Source organism: Streptomyces sp. SAS_270 (assembly GCF_052543295.1).
The window spans coordinates 204,776-220,727 of sequence record NZ_JBMNDS010000001.1 but is presented as its reverse complement, the minus strand read 5'-3'; the positions used below and the strand labels follow the sequence as shown (position 1 = coordinate 220,727).

General features: G+C 71.8%; 14 protein-coding genes and 1 pseudogene. 10 read left to right on the top strand and 5 right to left on the bottom strand.

Translation table 11 applies throughout. The annotated features are described in order from the left end of the window. Positions 1–100 precede the first annotated feature (100 nt). The gene (locus ACN6LB_RS01125) at positions 101–754 is read left to right on the top strand and encodes a hypothetical protein (RefSeq protein ID WP_445024148.1); all 654 of its coding nucleotides are present in this window, start codon (positions 101–103) and stop codon (positions 752–754) included. Here ACN6LB_RS01125 and ACN6LB_RS01120 read toward each other — a convergent pair. Further along, complete coding sequence (locus tag ACN6LB_RS01120; RefSeq protein ID WP_445024147.1) at positions 747–1,781, bottom strand: EamA family transporter; 1,035 nt, start codon at positions 1,779–1,781, stop codon at positions 747–749. The two genes, ACN6LB_RS01125 and ACN6LB_RS01120, sit on opposite strands and share 8 nt — an antisense overlap. Before the next feature lie 257 nt (positions 1,782–2,038). Between ACN6LB_RS01120 and ACN6LB_RS01115 the strand changes: the two genes are divergently transcribed. Both ACN6LB_RS01115 and ACN6LB_RS01110 read left to right on the top strand, forming a co-directional pair. Further along, positions 2,039–2,755 (top strand): hypothetical protein, encoded by a 717-nt coding sequence (locus tag ACN6LB_RS01115; RefSeq protein WP_445024146.1) that lies wholly within the window; start codon positions 2,039–2,041, stop codon positions 2,753–2,755. A gap of 182 nt (positions 2,756–2,937) precedes the next feature. Beyond that, positions 2,938–3,669: a hypothetical protein gene (locus ACN6LB_RS01110; RefSeq protein ID WP_445024145.1), complete on the top strand. Its 732-nt coding sequence runs from the start codon at positions 2,938–2,940 to the stop codon at positions 3,667–3,669. Between the two features lie 177 nt (positions 3,670–3,846). Here the strand turns inward: ACN6LB_RS01110 and ACN6LB_RS01105 are convergent, their stop codons facing one another. From ACN6LB_RS01105 to ACN6LB_RS01095, 3 genes and pseudogenes are all read right to left on the bottom strand, one after another. Next, on the bottom strand, positions 3,847–4,263 hold the full coding sequence (locus ACN6LB_RS01105) for a hypothetical protein (protein WP_445024144.1): 417 nt from the start codon (positions 4,261–4,263) through the stop codon (positions 3,847–3,849). Between the two features lie 68 nt (positions 4,264–4,331). Continuing rightward, positions 4,332–4,538: pseudogene (locus tag ACN6LB_RS01100) on the bottom strand (transposase); the annotation flags it as partial. 102 nt (positions 4,539–4,640) lie between these two features. Next, entirely contained in the window at positions 4,641–7,844 is a 3,204-nt protein-coding gene (locus ACN6LB_RS01095; protein ID WP_445024143.1) for an FAD-linked oxidase C-terminal domain-containing protein, read from the bottom strand. 252 nt (positions 7,845–8,096) lie between these two features. On the opposite strand from ACN6LB_RS01095, the gene ACN6LB_RS01090 reads away from it, so the two are divergent. The 7 genes from ACN6LB_RS01090 (at position 8,097) to serC (ending at position 15,000) form a co-directional block, all read left to right on the top strand. Beyond that, the gene (locus ACN6LB_RS01090; protein WP_445024142.1) at positions 8,097–9,788 is read left to right on the top strand and encodes a sensor histidine kinase; all 1,692 of its coding nucleotides are present in this window, start codon (positions 8,097–8,099) and stop codon (positions 9,786–9,788) included. After that, positions 9,785–10,195: a roadblock/LC7 domain-containing protein gene (locus tag ACN6LB_RS01085; protein WP_356135883.1), complete on the top strand. Its 411-nt coding sequence runs from the start codon at positions 9,785–9,787 to the stop codon at positions 10,193–10,195. The genes ACN6LB_RS01090 and ACN6LB_RS01085 overlap by 4 nt, the downstream gene beginning before the upstream one ends. Next, positions 10,192–10,539, top strand: coding sequence for a DUF742 domain-containing protein (locus ACN6LB_RS01080; RefSeq protein WP_445024141.1), 348 nt, complete (start codon positions 10,192–10,194; stop codon positions 10,537–10,539). The genes ACN6LB_RS01085 and ACN6LB_RS01080 overlap by 4 nt, the downstream gene beginning before the upstream one ends. 73 nt (positions 10,540–10,612) lie before the next feature. Beyond that, a complete protein-coding gene (locus ACN6LB_RS01075; protein WP_445024195.1) occupies positions 10,613–11,188 on the top strand; it encodes a GTP-binding protein in 576 nt (191 codons plus the stop codon). After that, complete coding sequence (locus ACN6LB_RS01070; RefSeq protein WP_356135874.1) at positions 11,185–12,393, top strand: cytochrome P450; 1,209 nt, start codon at positions 11,185–11,187, stop codon at positions 12,391–12,393. The genes ACN6LB_RS01075 and ACN6LB_RS01070 overlap by 4 nt, the downstream gene beginning before the upstream one ends. A 115-nt stretch (positions 12,394–12,508) precedes the next feature. Continuing rightward, positions 12,509–13,735: a cytochrome P450 family protein gene (locus ACN6LB_RS01065; RefSeq protein ID WP_445024140.1), complete on the top strand. Its 1,227-nt coding sequence runs from the start codon at positions 12,509–12,511 to the stop codon at positions 13,733–13,735. Positions 13,736–13,881: 146 nt separating this feature from the next. Continuing rightward, positions 13,882–15,000, top strand: coding sequence for a phosphoserine transaminase (gene serC, locus ACN6LB_RS01060; protein ID WP_356135870.1), 1,119 nt, complete (start codon positions 13,882–13,884; stop codon positions 14,998–15,000). A gap of 71 nt (positions 15,001–15,071) precedes the next feature. On the opposite strand, the gene ACN6LB_RS01055 is transcribed toward serC, so the two are convergent. Beyond that, positions 15,072–15,812 carry a class I SAM-dependent methyltransferase gene (locus ACN6LB_RS01055; protein ID WP_445024139.1) on the bottom strand — a complete coding sequence of 247 codons (741 nt, stop codon included), beginning with the start codon at positions 15,810–15,812 and terminating at the stop codon, positions 15,072–15,074. Between the last annotated feature and the right edge of the window lie 140 nt (positions 15,813–15,952).

Here is a 15,952-nt window from a genome sequence, read left to right as displayed (position 1 = left end):
CAAGCGTGCTTGCATTAATTGACTGAAGCGACTGGGCCCGGTCGGCTGGACCGGGACGCAGCTTCGCCATGCACAGATCACCCCACTAAGCTCCCCGGTCATGCTCACCCCCGCCCCTTCCTCCACCCCCACTCCCCCGCAGCCCGCCCCCGACGCGACCGTCTACCGCCTCGGTATGCGCCGACTGCGGACCGGGCTGCCCGGGACCCTGATCATGGTCGTCACCGGGCCGCTGCCGCTGATCGTGACGGAGGCGAAGGGCGGGGGCGGCGGCGGAAGCTGGGTCTTCGGAGCCCTGTGGCTGCTGCTCGTGGGCGGCCTCGGGGTGCTGATGGCGTGGACGCTGTGGGCCGGTCGCGGAGCGCTGCTCGCGTTCGACGCGTACGGCGTGTGGTGGCGGCCCCGCGCGAACCGGCAGGCTGTGCTTCCGTGGCAGTCGCTGGCCGGGGTCGGCCTGTACTGGGCGTCCAAGGGCGACGCGAAGTCCGGCCGCAAGGTCATGAGCCTGGAGCTGTGCCCGTACGGTGACGTGAACGAGGCCGACCCCGTACTGAAGCCGCTCGCCGTACGCTCCCAGCCGCTGCGCCCGGGGCTGCCCGAGCGCCGCTACCGCCTTGCCATCCCGATGTACGCCAGCCGCCGCTGGGGCCGCGAGCTCGCCGGGGCCGCGTACGCCCGCGCCCCGCAGCTCTGGTTCGGCGAGCACGAGCAGCCGTCGGACTACATGAGCCCGCTGCGCCGCAACGTCAGCTGAGGCTCTCGGCCCCGGCCCCGGCCTCGGTCTGGGCCCCGGCCTGCGTCTCGGTCTGCGTCTCGGTCTGCGTCTCGGTCTGCGTCTCGGTCCGGGCCTGGTCCTGAACCGGGGGCTGAGGCAGGTCCTTGGCCTTGCCCCGACCGATCTGCGTCCGAACCGCGCCCATGCTCGCCGCGATGACGAAGGCGATGGCGAGGGCCTCGGTCGCGGAGAGGGCCTGGTCGAGGACGAGGAAGCCGGCAGTCGCGGCGATGGCCGGTTCGAGGCTCATCATGATCGCGAAGGTGGAGGCGGGCAGCCGTCGTAGCGCGAGCAGTTCGAGGGTGTAGGGCAGGACCGAGGACAGGATGGCGACGGCACCGCCCAGGGCGAAGGTCGTCGGATTGAGCAGCTTCGAGCCGGACTCGACGATGCCGAGCGGCATGAACAGCACCGCGGCGACCACCATGGCGAGCGCGAGCCCATCGGCCTGCGGGAAGCGTCGGCCCGTACGGGCGCTGAAGACTATGTACGCAGCCCACATGGCGCCTGCCGACAGGGCGAAGGCGACGCCGACCGGGTCGAGACTGCCGAAGCCTCCGCCGCCGAGCAGGAACACGCCGACGAGGGCGAGCCCCGCCCAGACGAGGTTGAGCGCGCGGCGGGAGGCGATCACGGAGAGGGCGAGCGGGCCGAGCACTTCGAGCGTGACGGCCGTGCCGAGCGGGATGCGGTCGACGGACTGGTAGAAGAGCCCGTTCATCGCGGCCATGGTGGCACCGAAGACGACGATGGTGCCCCAGTCGGCGCGTGTGTACCCCCGCACCTTGGGCCGGCACACCACGAGCAGCACGATCGCGGCGACGAACAGCCGCAGGGTCACGACCCCGAGCGCCCCGACGCGCGGCATCAGCGTCACGGCGAGCGCGCCGCCGAACTGCACCGAGATGCCTCCGGCGAGGACGAGACCCACGGGGCCGAGCGCGCCCCATCGCCGGGCAGCACCCGCGGGGGCGGACGGGGGCAGGTCAGCGCTGGGGTGATTCACAGAGGCCGTCCAGGTAGGTCACGTCAGGATTCGCAGGATTCACAAGGCTTGCAGGACTCGCAGGACTTGCAGGATTCGTTGGAGACTTCGCTTGATCATCTGTGCATCAAGATGAACTCTCAGGTCCAGAGTAATGGACTACGTCAGGCCTGTGAACCTCTTTTGCGGCTTACGGGGCCGCAGAGCGCATTCACTGGTCAGTGTTCACACTGGTAGTGAGGGGGGTTGCCCTTCGGGGGGCTTCTCAGGAGGCCACCATGTCGGCTCCCACACCACAGGCCGGGCCCAAGGTGCTCTGGCCCGCGATCGCCGGAGTGCTCTCCGGCGGCTTGCTGATCACCGGCCAGCTGCTGTTCTGGCGTACGCCCGAGACGGACAAGCGCGGCGCGCTCGTCACACTGGTCCACTACTACCGCGACGAAGGCAACCAGAACCTCTCCGAGGCCACCGCCCTGATCCTGCTGGGCGCGGGCCTGCTCTTCCTGTGGTTCCTGGCCGAGCTGTCCCGCCGTTCGGACACCCGCTCCAAGCTGGTCCTGGCCGGTGGCCTGGTCTTCACGATCGGCATCATGCTCGCGGGCGTGGCAGGCAACGTCTTCGCGATCACCGCGAACCACTCGAAGGACTTCTTGGTGATCCCGGGCACGGCCCTGCTGTCGATGGTCCTCCTGGACGTGGCGTACGGCGCCACGATCGCCGCCATGCTCGGCGCGAGCGTCCTGCTCTTCGCGGTCTGGCGGAACCACGCCCTGCCCTCCTGGCTGACCTGGACGGGCTTCGTGATCGCCATCCTCTGCCTCGGCGGCCCCTTCAGCGCCTGGGGCACGCCCCTGCTCGTGGGGGCCTGGACGCTCCTAGCGGGCGCCGTACTGATCGCCACCGGGGCCGGGGCCGGAATCGGCGCCGGCACCACCACTGGCACCCGGCCCTCCGCACCGCCCCCCACCACCAACACCACCGACACCAGTCCCTGACCGTTGCCCCCCGATCCCTGGCTTGCCGCTCGTTGCCTTGACCCGGCAAGTCGGACGGGTCGTGCGCTGCCGGTGGCGGGCATGGGGCGGGCGGCGGCTGACGTGCTCAAATACGCGGACGGGGGACTCGTAGGAAAGGTGAGGGCACGGTGGGGGCGGCGAGGAGCAAGGCGACAGGGAACGTGGCGTGGGTGCTGATCGCCGTCCTGGCTCTCGGTGTCGGGGTGGCGTCGGCCTTCCAGATCCGCGGAGCGCTGGAGCGGGAGCGGGAGTTTCACGCCGCGCCTGCGTGCGCCTCCGCCCCGGTGAAGGTGTCGGAGTGCGTGTGGAAGCAGGAGTTCACCGTTCGCAGGGCCGACATGCACAACGGGGACCGGGGCGAGTCGCCGGAGGCGGACCTGCTGCTGCCGTCCGGTAAACCGTGGCATGTGACGTTCCTGCAAACCGAGCCGGTGATGTCGGGGATGGAGCCGGACGACAAGGTGGTCGGCCTGATCTGGCGCGGTCAGGTCGTCGAGGTACGCGACACCCACGGACAGCGGCAGCAGACGTCCGCCGGGCCCGTGGGGTGGCCCGAGGACCGCCTCGGCGGCGCGCTCGCCTGTCTCTCCTTCGGCCTGACCGCCCTCGTCGGAGGACTGTGGCCCTTCTTCGCCCGCGGCAACCGGCGCCACGCGAAAGCAGCGACCGTGATGCGCTGGCACGGCCTCGGCATGGGCGCCACGGCCATCCTGACCCTCTGGGCGCAGGCGGCCAACGACTGGCCCCTGTGGTCGATCCCCGCAATCTGGGGACCCCTCGCGCTGCTCCTCCTCGCCTCGATGACGGCCTTCGTCCTGGCCGCCCTCCGCGGCGAATTGGATGACGACGACACCCCTTCCCTCGCGGCCAACCCGGCCGCTTGGAACTCCTGACGAAATGAGCAGTGGCGAACGGTGTGTCCTTGGGCACTTGGTGCGATCGCGTACTGCCCGACGCCGCCCGGGAAGGGCTCGTGATCGGCATCAACTGGAGCGGGCCGCGCCTGGCCGGCTGGAGCTTCACCCCCAAGGAAGTCCTCAACCGGCCGGCGGCGGCTGACCAGTGCCGCATCAGGCAACGTTCGCCCTGGCGAGGAACCAAGCCAAGACAGCCACGCCGATGGGTAACGCAACAAGGTAGCCGAGGAGGATATCGACGCCCGGATCAGCCAGCGCAGGAAAGGCCCGGTTCACTGCTGCAGTCACGAGCAGTCTCACCGTTGCCAGCGCAAGGAGAGCGGCAACAACAGCAAGCCGACGCGGCGGGCCCGCCCCGCTGTACAACTCAGCCGCAGGCCCGATCGCGATGAAGCCCGTCACGACGCCGACAAGACTGGTGTCGGGCAGCCACCCGAACGGCCACCCCACCAGAGCGACCAACCCGGAAAGAGCGAGGCCGCCCAGTTCCAGCGCGATGGTGGCCACTACCGGGCGGTCCCACGAGGGGTGTTGGATGGAGCCGTTCCCACTGTCCTTCTCATCGGCCACGTTGTCAGAGTAGCCATCGACAGGGCGAACGTTGCCTGATGCGGCACCAGCTCACGGCATCGCTCACCGATGTCGCCGCGGATCTCCCAGCGGATCCGCAGTCGACGGAACCAGTGCAGGCGGGCGAACGCGCGCTCCACGACCCAGCGTTGCTTGCCCGGACCGGAGCCGTGCTCGGTGCCGCGGCGGGCGATCTGCGCTTTCACGCCGAGGTTCCGGACGAGGCGCCGTTACTTGTCGTGGTCGTAGCCTCGGTCGGCCGGCACCACGTCGGGACAGGGTGCCAGGTCACCAGGGGCCGGACGGGGTGCCGTGGTGATCGGCTTCGGCCAGGCGCATCTGTGCTCATGCAATCGCTCCGCCGCACACAGCCGGCATCAGGTGCCCTCCAGCCCCTCCGCCAACACCTCCGCCAGGTGCCGCGCCCTCACCCCGGCCAGCTGTTCCAGTTGCGTGCGGCAGGAGAAGCCGTCCGCCAGGACGGCCGTGTCGGGGGGCGCTGCCCGTACCGCCGGGAGCAGTTGGTCCTCTGCGCAGGAGGTCGAGACGTCGTAGTGGCCTTTTTCGAAGCCGAAGTTGCCTGCCAGGCCGCAGCAGCCGCCCGAGAGGTCGCCGGTCAGGCCCGCGGCCTCGCGCAGGCGACGGTCGGCCGTGTCGCCGAGGACCGCGTGCTGGTGGCAGTGGGTCTGGCCGGCGACGGGGCGGTCGAGGCGGGGTGGGGTCCAGTGCGGGGCGTGGCGTTCCAGGGCCTCGGCGAAGGTCATCACCGCTGAGGCCAGGCGGGCCGCCCGCGGATCGTCGTGCAGCAGCTCCGGGAGGTCCGTGCGCAGGGCGGCGGCGCAGCTCGGCTCCAGGACCACGACCTGGGTGCCCATCTCGATGAACGGTTCCATCAGGTCGAGCGTGCGGCGCAGCACGGCGCGGGCGCGGTCGAGTTGACCGGTGGAGACGTACGTCAGGCCGCAGCAGACCCGCCGTCGGCGACGCGGCAGGAACACGTTGAAGCCACGGAGCCCCTTCGACACCCCGTCCCCGACAGCCGCCCTCGACCCACCACCGCCCATCGGCGCCCCCGAAACCCCCTCGCCGAACCGCGACTCCACCTCCGCCTCCAAATCCAGCGCCCCCGAAGCCCCGTCACCAAACCCCGCCTCCGCCTCCGAAACCCCCTCGCCGAACCGCGACTCCACCTCCGCCTCCGCCTCCGAATCCACCGCCCCCGAAACCCCGCCGCCGGACCCCGGCCCAGAAACCCCCGCCCCGCCCCCCACATCACGCACCGGCCCCCATTCCATCCGCACCCGCGGTGGCAGCAGGACGTTCACGCCTGCTGCCTCCAGGACCCGTACCGCCGCGCGGCCGACGTTCGGTGAGAGGTGCTCGGTGAAGGTGTCGGGCCACAGGACGACGGTCTCCCCTGAGCCGCCGAAGCCCGGGAAGGGTCCGCGCGCCCGCCCCCGTTTCCTGGCCCGGACGTAGGCCCGTGCCCGGTCGCGGAACCGTCGCGACCACCAGCGGCTGAACGTCTCCCGTGCCAGCCTCGGGATCTCCCGTTCGGGCGCGATGCCGGCCAGGTGTTTCGCCATGGCCGCCAGCGGGCGTACGGAGGCGAGGGAGTTGACCAGTCGGGCCGAGTGGGTTCGCCGTACGGCGGCGAGCCACACCGGGAGGCGGCCCATCGCGTAGTGCGCGGCCGGACGGCGGCGGCCCGCGTAGTGGTGGTGGAGGAACTCCGCCTTGTAGGTGGCCATGTCGACGCCGACCGGGCAGTCGGACCGGCAGCCCTTGCAGGACAGGCAGAGGTCCAGTGCGTCGCGGACCTCCGCCGAGCGCCAGCCGTCGGTGACGACCTCGCCCGCGAGCATCTCGTGCAGCAGTCGCGCCCGCCCACGGGTGGAGTGCTCCTCCTCGCCGGTCGCCCGGAAGGACGGGCACATCACCGAGGTGCCTGAACCCCCGGACGGCGTACGGCATTTGGCGACCCCCACACACCTGCGCACCGCCGCCGAGAAGTCCCCGCCGTCCGCCGGATACCCGAACTCCACGTCCACCGGCTCACGCGGCAGCACCGCGAACCGCAGGTTCTCGTCCAGCCGGTGCGGCCGTACGAGCATCCCGGGGTTGAGGAGGTCGCCGGGGTCCCAGAGGCCCTTCGCGCGCTCGAAGAGGCTCACCATCTCCTGGCCGTACATGACGGGGAGAAGCTCCGCGCGCGCCTGTCCGTCCCCGTGCTCGCCCGAGAGCGAGCCGCCGTGGGAGACCACCACCTGTGCCAGCTCCTCGGAGAAGCGGCGGAAGCGGCCGATCCCGTCGGTCGTCAGCAGATCGAAGTCGATGCGGACGTGGATGCAGCCGTCGCCGAAGTGCCCGTAGGGCGTGCCGCGCAGGCCGTGGGAGGTCAACAGCTCCCGGAAGTCGCGGAGATACGCGCCGAGCCGGGCCGGTGGCACCGCGCAGTCCTCCCATCCGGGCCAGGCCTCGCTGCCGTCCGGCATCCGGGTCGCCGTACCGCTCGCGTCCTCCCTGATCCGCCACAGGGCGCGCTGTCCGGCCGGGTCGGTGACCACCAGGGAGCCGTGGGAGCCGCGTGGGCCGGTGACGTCGGCGGCGCGCACGATCTCGTCCCCGCGCGCGCGTGCCTCCCCCGGCGTGGAGCCGCCCGTCTCCACGAACAGCCAGGCGCCGCCCCGTGGGAGCCCGGCATCGGAGCGGACGAGATCCGCCGCCATTCCCTCCACCGTCAGCGGCCCGTACGGCAGGAGACCGGCCGCCGCCTCCGCCGCCGCGCTCTCGTCCGCGTACGCCAGCACCGCCAGCGCTCGCGCGCGGGGCGCCTCCACCAGTCGTACGACCGCCTCGGTCAGCACCCCCCAGGTGCCCTCGGAGCCGCAGAAGGCGCGGGCGACATCCGCGCCCCTCTCGGGGAGGAGGGCGTCCAGGGCGTAACCGGAGATACGGCGGGGGAGGTCCGGGAAGCCCGTGCGCAGGCGCGCCAACTCGCCCTCCACCAGGGACCGCAGACCGTCGGGGGCGCCCGCCCAGCCCTGGCCCAGCACCGAGGGGGTGCCGTGACCGTCGATCACCGACAGCTCGCGCACGCTGTCCGCCGTGGTCCCCCAGGCGACCGAGTGCGAGCCGCACGAGTTGTTCCCGATCATTCCGCCGAGCGTGCAGCGGCTGTGGGTCGAGGGGTCGGGGCCGAAGCGCAGGCCGTGCGGGGCGGCGGCCTCCTGGAGGCGGTCCAGGACGACACCGGGCTGGACCACCGCCGTGCGCGCCTCCGGGTCCAGCGACACGATCCGGTTCATGTGACGGGTGAAGTCCAGCACCACGCCCGTACCCGTCGCCTGCCCGGCGATCGATGTGCCGCCGCCGCGCGGCACGACCGGTACACCCAGCCCGCGGCAGACGGCCAGGGCCGCCGCCACGTCGTCGGCGTCCCGCGGGGCGACGACGCCGAGTGGCACCCGCCGGTAGTTGGACGCGTCCATGGTCGTCAGCGCCCGCGCGGTCGCGTCGAAGGCGACCTCGCCGCGCACGGCCTTCTCCAGCCCTGCCCGCAGTGCCCCGAGATCCGTCATGCCCCCAGGATGCCTCCCGCCACTGACAGTGACCCGTAGGCAGCGTTACGTGGTCGCATCGCCACCGGGGCCACCGTCCCGTACAGCCGCCCCACAGCGACCGGGTGCCGTTCCGTCCCGAATTGCACACGGATTCCAAGACCGGAAACGGAACCTTCCCAATTCGATCACGAACTCTCATATAGTGACCGCCAGTTGAGCATCAGGTGTCGCTTCTCGCCCAGGACACGACCGAGGACCGAGGACACATTCATGACCCCGCCCACCCCCTCCGGCTCCGGCGAACGACCCACCTTCCGCGCCGTGGCACCCGTTCCCCTGATCGTCGCCGTACTGGCCGCCCCCGCCGCGGGCGTGGCCGTCGCGCTGGCACCCGACTCGGTGCGAACCCCCCTCGCCTGGGGCGCGGGCGCGGCCCTTCTGCTGCTGTGCACGGCCATCGCCTCCGCCTCCCACGCCGTACAGACGTCGCGTCTCGTGCGCCGCCGGCTCGACTCCGTGACCCAGGACGCCGGACGGCTCCTTCAGGAACGGGCGAGGCTGGCCTCGGAGTTCAACCAGGAGCGGACCCGGCTGACCGACGAGTCCGCCCAGGAACAGGCACGCCTCAAGGAGGAGGCCGCCCGCGAACGGGCCCGCCTGACCGACGGATTCACCCGGGAACGGGCGCGGCTCACCGAGGAGTTCACCCGGGAGCAGACCCGCCTCACCGAGGAGAACGTCCGCCTGGCCCGGCGCGTCCGGCAGGCCACCGGCGACCGTGCCGCCGCGATCTCGGCCACCGCCAACGCGGCCGCCCGGATGCAGGCACTGTCCACCGGGATGCTCGCCGACCTGCGCGCCATGGAGGAGAAGCACTCCGACGAGGAAGTCCTCGCCGACCTCCTCCACCTCGACCACCGCACCGCCCAGGCGGGCCGCCTCGCCGACTCCGTCGCCGTCCTCACCGGCGCGCGCTCCGGCCGCCGCTGGGCGCGGCCCATCGTCATGGAGTCGATCCTGCGCGGCGCCATGGGCCGTATCGGCGGCTACCAGCGCGTGCGCGTGCACTCCTCCAGCGAGGCCGCCGTCGCCGGGCACGCCGCCGAGGGCGTGATGCACGCGCTCGCCGAACTCCTCGACAACGCCGCGAACTTCTCGCCGCCGACCGCCGAAGTCCACGTCTACGTGGAAGAGGTTCCCGCGGGCGTCATCGTGTCCGTGGAGGACAGCGGCCTGGTGATGGGCGACGTCCAGCTGCGCCGTGCCGAACGCGCCGTCTCCGCGGACGCCGAGAACCCGGCCGCGCTGGGCGGGCTCTCCGGCACCCGGCTCGGGCTCGCGGTCGTCGGGCGGCTCGCCCGCAAGCACGGCCTGAAGGTGTCCTTCCGGCCCTCCGCGCGCGGCGGCACCGGCGTCCTCGTCCTGATCCCGCAGGACATCCTCACGCGCCCGTCCGCCCCGCTGCCCGGCGGCCCGGAGGCCACCACGCCGGAGGCCACCGCGACGGGAGCATCCGCGACGGCGGCATCCGCGGTAGCGCAGGACCACGCCGACGAGCCGCGCCCCCAGAGCTCCCCCGTGTCGTACGCCGCCGCACGCTCCACCGGGGACCTCGACCCGGACCCGGTCCCCACCCACGAGTCGCCCGACCACAGCGGAGTCGGCGCCGACACCGGCGGCCTCCCCAAGCGCCGCCGCGGCCGCACCCTCGCCCACGCCGAGCGCAGCCGCGCCCACGCCGCCGACCGCAGCGACCGCGAGCCCCCCACGGCCGACGCCGCCAAGGCCAGGGCCGCCCGGTTCAACAGCTTCCGCCAGGCGGTACGGGGAACGGCGCCCGACAGCACCGTGGGAGAGACAGCCCCCGACGAAGCCGTACAAGGCGACGAAGCCGTACGGGACACGGCCCCCGCCACCCCCTCGCAGCCGCACCAGCACCCGGAAGGCGACACCACCCCATGACCGGCAGCACCACCACCGCCGACGAGAAGCTCACCTGGCTCATCGAGGGTCTGCTCGAACGCACTCCGGGCGCCCGGCACGCCCTCGTGCTCTCCCGCGACGGCCTGAAGCTGTGCCGTACGCCGGAACTCTCCGTCGACCAGGCCGACCAGCTCGCCGCGATCGCCGCCGGCATCCAGTCGCTCTCCCACGGGGCGTCCATGGAGTTCGGCGACGGTAGCGGCGGCGTGCGGTCCGCGATGGCCGAGTTCTACGGCGGGGTCCTGTTCATCGTCGAGGCGGGCGAGGGCGCGCACCTCGCCGTGGTCACGGCCGAGGAGGCCGACGCCGGGCTCGTCGGGCACAACATGAGCGAGCTGGTCGAGCAGTTGGGCGAACACCTGCGCGCGGAACCCCGTACGTCATGAGCCGGCCGGGCAGGGACGACGCGCCGGACCGGCTCTACACCCTCACCGGGGGGCGCAGCCGGTCCGGCCCCGACGCCCCGTTCGACCTGGTGACGCTCGTCGTCGCCGAGTGCGATCCCGTGGTGGGCATGCAGTCGGAGCACGCCGCGATCCTGCGCCTCGCCCAGCGGCCCACGGCCGTGGTGGAGATCGCCGCCGAGCTGCGACTGCCGGTGAGCATCACGAAGATCCTGCTCTCCGACCTCCTCGCCGCGGGCCGGGTCAGCGCCCGCCACCCGCACCACTCCGCTCTTCCCGACCCCGACATCCTGGAGCAGGTGCTCGTTGGACTCCGTAACCTCTGACGCGATCTCCGACGCGACCACGACCGCGACCACGACCGCGACGACGACCGCTGCCTCCGACGCGCGCACCCCGCTGGGCGAGACGGCCGACAACGGTCTGAAGATCGTGGTCGTCGGCGGCTTCGGCGTCGGCAAGACCACCCTGGTCCGCTCCGTGAGCGAGATACGTCCCCTCAACACCGAGGAGACGATGACGCGCGCCGGCGAGGCGGTCGACGACATCAGCGAGGTCCGCGGCAAGACCGCGACCACCGTCGCCTTCGACTTCGGCCGCATCACGCTCGACGCGCGCAACGTGCTGTACCTCTTCGGCGCGCCCGGGCAGGAGCGCTTCTGGTTCCTGTGGGACCGGCTCTTCGCCGGCACGCTCGGCGCGGTCGTCCTCGTCGACACCCGGCGCATCGACGACTCCTGGTACGCCATCGACCGCCTGGAGCACCACGGCACCCCGTTCATCGTCGCCTGCAACGACTTCGGCGGGCCCGCCCACACCCCCGCGCAGATCCGCGAGGCCCTCGACCTCGACCCGCACATCCCGCTGCTCGACTGCGACGCCCGCTCGCGCGCGTCCAGCAAGCAGGTGCTGATCACGCTCGTCGAGCACCTCCAGTCCCACTACGCGCCCAGATCACCGGAGTTGGCCCTGTGACCGCTGCCCCCGTGCCCCTGAGCGGGCCCAGGTTCCAGACCGAACCCACCGAGCTGTACCGGGAGATGCGGCGCGACCACGGCTCCGTGGTGCCGGTCGTGCTCGACGGCGACATCCCCGCCTGGCTGGTCCTCGGCTACCGCGAACTGCACCAGGTCACCGGCGATCCCGTGCTCTTCAGCCGGGACTCCGACCTGTGGAGCCAGTGGGACAACATCCCCGCCGACTGGCCGCTGCTGCCGATGATCGGCCGCAAGCAGCCCTCGATCCTCTACACGGTCGGCGAACGCCACCGCGAGCGCGCCGGCATGATCAGCGACGCGCTGGAGGCCGTCGACCCGTTCGAACTCCGCGCCCACGCCGAGAAGTTCGCCGACGAACTGATCGACGCGGTCTGCGCCAAGGGCGAGACGGACATCGTCGGTGACTACGCGGCACTGCTGCCCGTGCGCGTACTGGCGCGGCTGTACGGCTTCCCGGACGAGCAGGGGCCGGGCCTGGTCACGGCACTCAACGACATGATCAACGGGCGGGAGGGCGCCCTGGCCGGACAGCAGCACGTGGCGTCCTCCATGGCCCAGCTGCTCGCGGACCGGGCGGCCGAACCCGCGGACGACGTGGTCAGCCGCATGCTGGCCGACACGGCCGGGTTCACGCACGAGGAGATCACCCAGGACCTGATGGTCATGATGGCGGCCGGCCACCAGCCGACCGCCGACTGGATCGGCAACTCGCTGCGCCTGATGCTCACGGACGACCGCTTCGCCGCCTCCCTCTTCGGCGGCCGGCACAGCGTCGCCGAGGCCATGAACGAGGTCCTCTGGGAGGACACCCCGACCCAGAACGTGGCCGGCCGCTGGGCCTCCCGCGACACCCAGCTCGGCGGCCTCCGCGTCCGCGCCGGCGACCTGCTGCTGCTGGGCCTGCAGGGCGCCAACTCCGACCCTCAGGTCCGTGTCGACGGCTCCGCCCTCACCGGCGGCAACAACGCGCACTTCTCCTTCGGCCACGGCGAGCACCGCTGCCCGTTCCCGGCCCAGGAGGTCGCGGAGGTCATCGCGCGTACGGGCATCGAGGTCGTCCTCGACCGGCTGCCGGACATCGACCTCGCCGTACCGGCCGAGTCGTTGACGCGCCGGCCGTCACCTTGGCTGCGGGGGCTGAGCGAACTCCCGGTGCGGTTCACACCGGTGCCGGTGCGCTGAGCACGGGCGCCCGTACCCCGAGCACCCCCTACCGGACACCGGTACCCGCGCGCCGAGCACCCGCACGGCGAGAACACCGAACAACGCCTACCCCGGCCCTTGGAGGCACCCCCGCATGACCGCTGGTACCGAAGAGACCCGTATCCCCCTGGACCCCTTCGTCACCGACCTGGACGGCGAGAGCGCCCGGCTGCGCGCGGCGGGACCGCTCGCCGCCGTGGAGCTGCCCGGCGGCGTCCCGGTCTGGGCGGTCACGCACCACGCCGAGGCGCGCGCGCTGCTCACCGACCCCCGCCTGGTGAAGGACATCAACGTGTGGGGCGCCTGGCAGCGCGGCGAGATAGCCGCCGACTGGCCGCTCATCGGGCTCGCCAACCCGGGCCGCTCCATGCTCACCGTGGACGGCGCGGACCACCGCCGGATGCGGACCCTCGTGGCGCAGGCGCTCACCCCGCGCCGTGTGGAGCAGATGCGCGAGCGGATCACCAAGCTGACGGAGGGCCTCCTCGACGGCCTGGGCGCCGTGGAGCGCGACGTCGTCGACCTGAAGGCCGACTTCGCCTACCCGCTGCCCATGTTCGTCATCGCCGACCTGATGGGCATCGACGAGTCCCGTCTGCCCCGCCTCAAGGAACTCTTCGAGAAGTTCTTCTCCACCCAGACCCCGCCCGCCGAGGTCATCGCCACGCTGACCGAGCTGGCCGGGATCATGGCGGAGACGGTCGCGGCGAAGCGCGCGGAGCCCGGCGACGACCTGACCAGCGCCCTGATCCTCGCCTCCGAGGACGGCGACCACCTCACCGACGAGGAGATCGTCTCCACCCTCCAGCTGATGGTCGCGGCCGGACACGAGACGACGATCTCCCTCATCGCCAACGCCGTCGTCAACCTCTCCACCCATCCCGAGCAGCGCGCCCTGGTCCTCTCGGGCGAGACGGACTGGTCCGCGGTGGTCGAGGAGACCCTCCGCTTCTCCACCCCCACCTCCCACGTCCTGATCCGCTTCGCGACGGAGGACGTGCCCGTCGGCGACAAGGTCATCCCGGCCGGCGACGCGCTGATCGTCTCCTACGGCGCCATCGGCCGCGACGAGAAGGCCCACGGGGCGAGCGCGGGCGACTTCGACATCACCCGCACCACGGAGAACCGCCACATCTCCTTCGGCCACGGCCCGCACGTGTGCCCCGGCGCGGCCCTGTCCCGCCTGGAGGCGGGGGTGGCGCTGCCCGCCCTGTACGAGCGCTTCCCGGGCCTCGACCTGGCGGTCCCCGCCGCCGAGCTCCGCAACAAGCCGGTGGTGACGCAGAACGACCTGTTCGAGCTGCCGGTGCGGCTGGCGTAGATCAGCCCGTTCGGCGGGAAATCCAGCCTCTCCGGCGTTTGCGGAGCGGGGGTCCGGGGGCAGCGCCCCCCTGGCCCCCGGACGGGCGCGTCTCACCCGACGGACGACGTTTCGCCCAGGTTTCCCGGAACGGCTAGGCTCCCGTCGTGGCTGAGATCCAGATTCCCGCTGACATCAAGCCCGCCGACGGACGTTTCGGCGCGGGCCCCTCCAAGGTGCGGACGGAAGCGCTGGACGCGCTGGCCGCCACCGGCACATCCCTCCTCGGTACCTCCCACCGCCAGGCCCCGGTCAAGAACCTGGTCGGCAAGGTCATCGAGGGCGTGAGCAGCCTCTTCTCCCTCCCCGAGGGGTACGAGGTCGTCCTCGGCAACGGCGGCTCGACCGCGTTCTGGGACGTCGCGACGCACGGCCTGATCGAGAACAAGTCGCAGCACCTGAACTTCGGTGAGTTCTCCTCGAAGTTCGCGAAGGCCTCGAAGCTCGCCCCGTGGCTGGCCGAGCCGACCGTCATCGCCTCCGACCCGGGCACGCACCCGGAGCCGCAGGCCGAGGCGGGCGTGGACGTGTACGCCTTCACCCACAACGAGACCTCCACCGGTGTCGCCGCGCCCATCAAGCGCGTGGCCGGTGCCGACGAGGGCGCCCTCGTCCTCGTGGACGCCACCTCCGGCGCGGGCGGCCTCCCGGTCGACATCACCGAGACGGACGTCTACTACTTCGCCCCGCAGAAGTCCTTCGCCTCCGACGGCGGCCTGTGGATCGGCGTCTTCTCCCCGGCCGCGATCGAGCGCGCCGAGCGCATCCACGCGTCCGGCCGCCACGTGCCGGAGTTCTTCTCGCTCCCCACGGCGATCGACAACTCCCGCAAGAACCAGACGTACAACACCCCGGCCCTCGCCACCCTCTTCCTGCTCAACGAGCAGCTGGAGTGGATCAACGGCCAGGGCGGTCTGGCCTGGTCGACGGCGCGTACGAAGGACTCCTCCTCGCGCCTGTACTCCTGGGCCGAGGACTCCAAGCACGCGACCCCGTTCGTGACGGACCCGGCCAAGCGCTCGCAGGTCATCGGCACGATCGACTTCTCCGACGAGGTCGACGCCGCCGCCGTGGCCAAGGTGCTGCGCGCCAACGGCATCGTCGACACCGAGCCCTACCGCAAGCTCGGCCGCAACCAGCTCCGCGTCGCCATGTTCCCGGCAATCGACCCGGCGGACGTCGAGGCCCTCACGAAGTGCATCGACTACGTGATCGAGAAGCTCTGACCTTCTCTCGTACGACGACGAGGGCGCCCGGCGAACACCGGGCGCCCTTCTTAGTATCCGCGCGGCGGAACTCACGGCTTGTGGGTCACCCAGAGCAGTTCCGCCGGCCAGCGGTGTGCCCAGTCGGGTGGGTCGGTTTCGTTGTAGCCGTTGGGTGTTCCGCGTTCGGGCCGCGGCTCGATGAGGTCGTCGATGACGAGACCCGCGCCGCGCAGGACCTTGACCCAGTCGCCGTAGGTGAGCTGATAGCTGGTCGCGCCGTCGTCTTCGGCGATGGCGCTCAGCCCGAAGTAGTCCTGCTGCAGCGTCGTGGTCACGCGGCCGGCGGCCTCGTCGTAGCACGCTTCGAACCATGGGCTGGCGACGTTGAACACCAGGCGCCCGCCTCGGCGCAGGATGCGTGCGGCCTGCGGGACGGCCAGGTGCGGGGGCGCCCAGCTGAGCCCGCCGAAGTCGCAGAACACCAGGTCGAAGCTGTCGGCGGCGAAGGGGAGTTGTTCGGCGGCGCCCTGCACCAGCGGGTAGCGGGCCTCTCCCATCGCGCGGGCCGCTGCGGCGAGTTGGGCTTCGGACAGGTCGAGCCCGACCACGGTGGCGCCCTCGGCGGCGAGCGCCCTGGACCACTGGCCGGCGCCGCAGCCGAGTTCGAGGACGCGCTTGCCGGTGACGTCGCCCAGGGCGTGCAGGTGCGCGTCGGGGATGGAGTACATGCCCCACAGCCGGGGTGCGGCGCCGATCTGCGGGTCGTGCTCGTGCTGGTAGGCGCTGCTGATCCGGTTCCAGAGCCGCCGGTTGGCGGGGATGCTGTCCACCTGCCGACTCCAGCACTGCCTGCCGGGGGCGGTCAACACGAATGTGCGTTGAGCCCAGCAGCGACAGACCCCTGCGGAGGAGCAGTCGGCCACCCCCGTACGCCGCTGAAGGGCGCCCGGCGAACACCGGGCGCCCTTCT

What these genes read in the sequence shown, in the direction of transcription:
- ACN6LB_RS01090 (WP_445024142.1), top strand. Translation starts at nt 8,097, where the DNA reads ATGACCCCGCCCACCCCCTCCGGCTCCGGCGAACGACCCACCTTCCGC.
- ACN6LB_RS01080 (WP_445024141.1), top strand. Translation starts at nt 10,192, where the DNA reads ATGAGCCGGCCGGGCAGGGACGACGCGCCGGACCGGCTCTACACCCTC.
- ACN6LB_RS01065 (WP_445024140.1), top strand. Translation starts at nt 12,509, where the DNA reads ATGACCGCTGGTACCGAAGAGACCCGTATCCCCCTGGACCCCTTCGTC.
- ACN6LB_RS01095 (WP_445024143.1), bottom strand. Translation starts at nt 7,844, where the DNA reads ATGACGGATCTCGGGGCACTGCGGGCAGGGCTGGAGAAGGCCGTGCGC.
- ACN6LB_RS01085 (WP_356135883.1), top strand. Translation starts at nt 9,785, where the DNA reads ATGACCGGCAGCACCACCACCGCCGACGAGAAGCTCACCTGGCTCATC.
- ACN6LB_RS01115 (WP_445024146.1), top strand. Translation starts at nt 2,039, where the DNA reads ATGTCGGCTCCCACACCACAGGCCGGGCCCAAGGTGCTCTGGCCCGCG.
- ACN6LB_RS01125 (WP_445024148.1), top strand. Translation starts at nt 101, where the DNA reads ATGCTCACCCCCGCCCCTTCCTCCACCCCCACTCCCCCGCAGCCCGCC.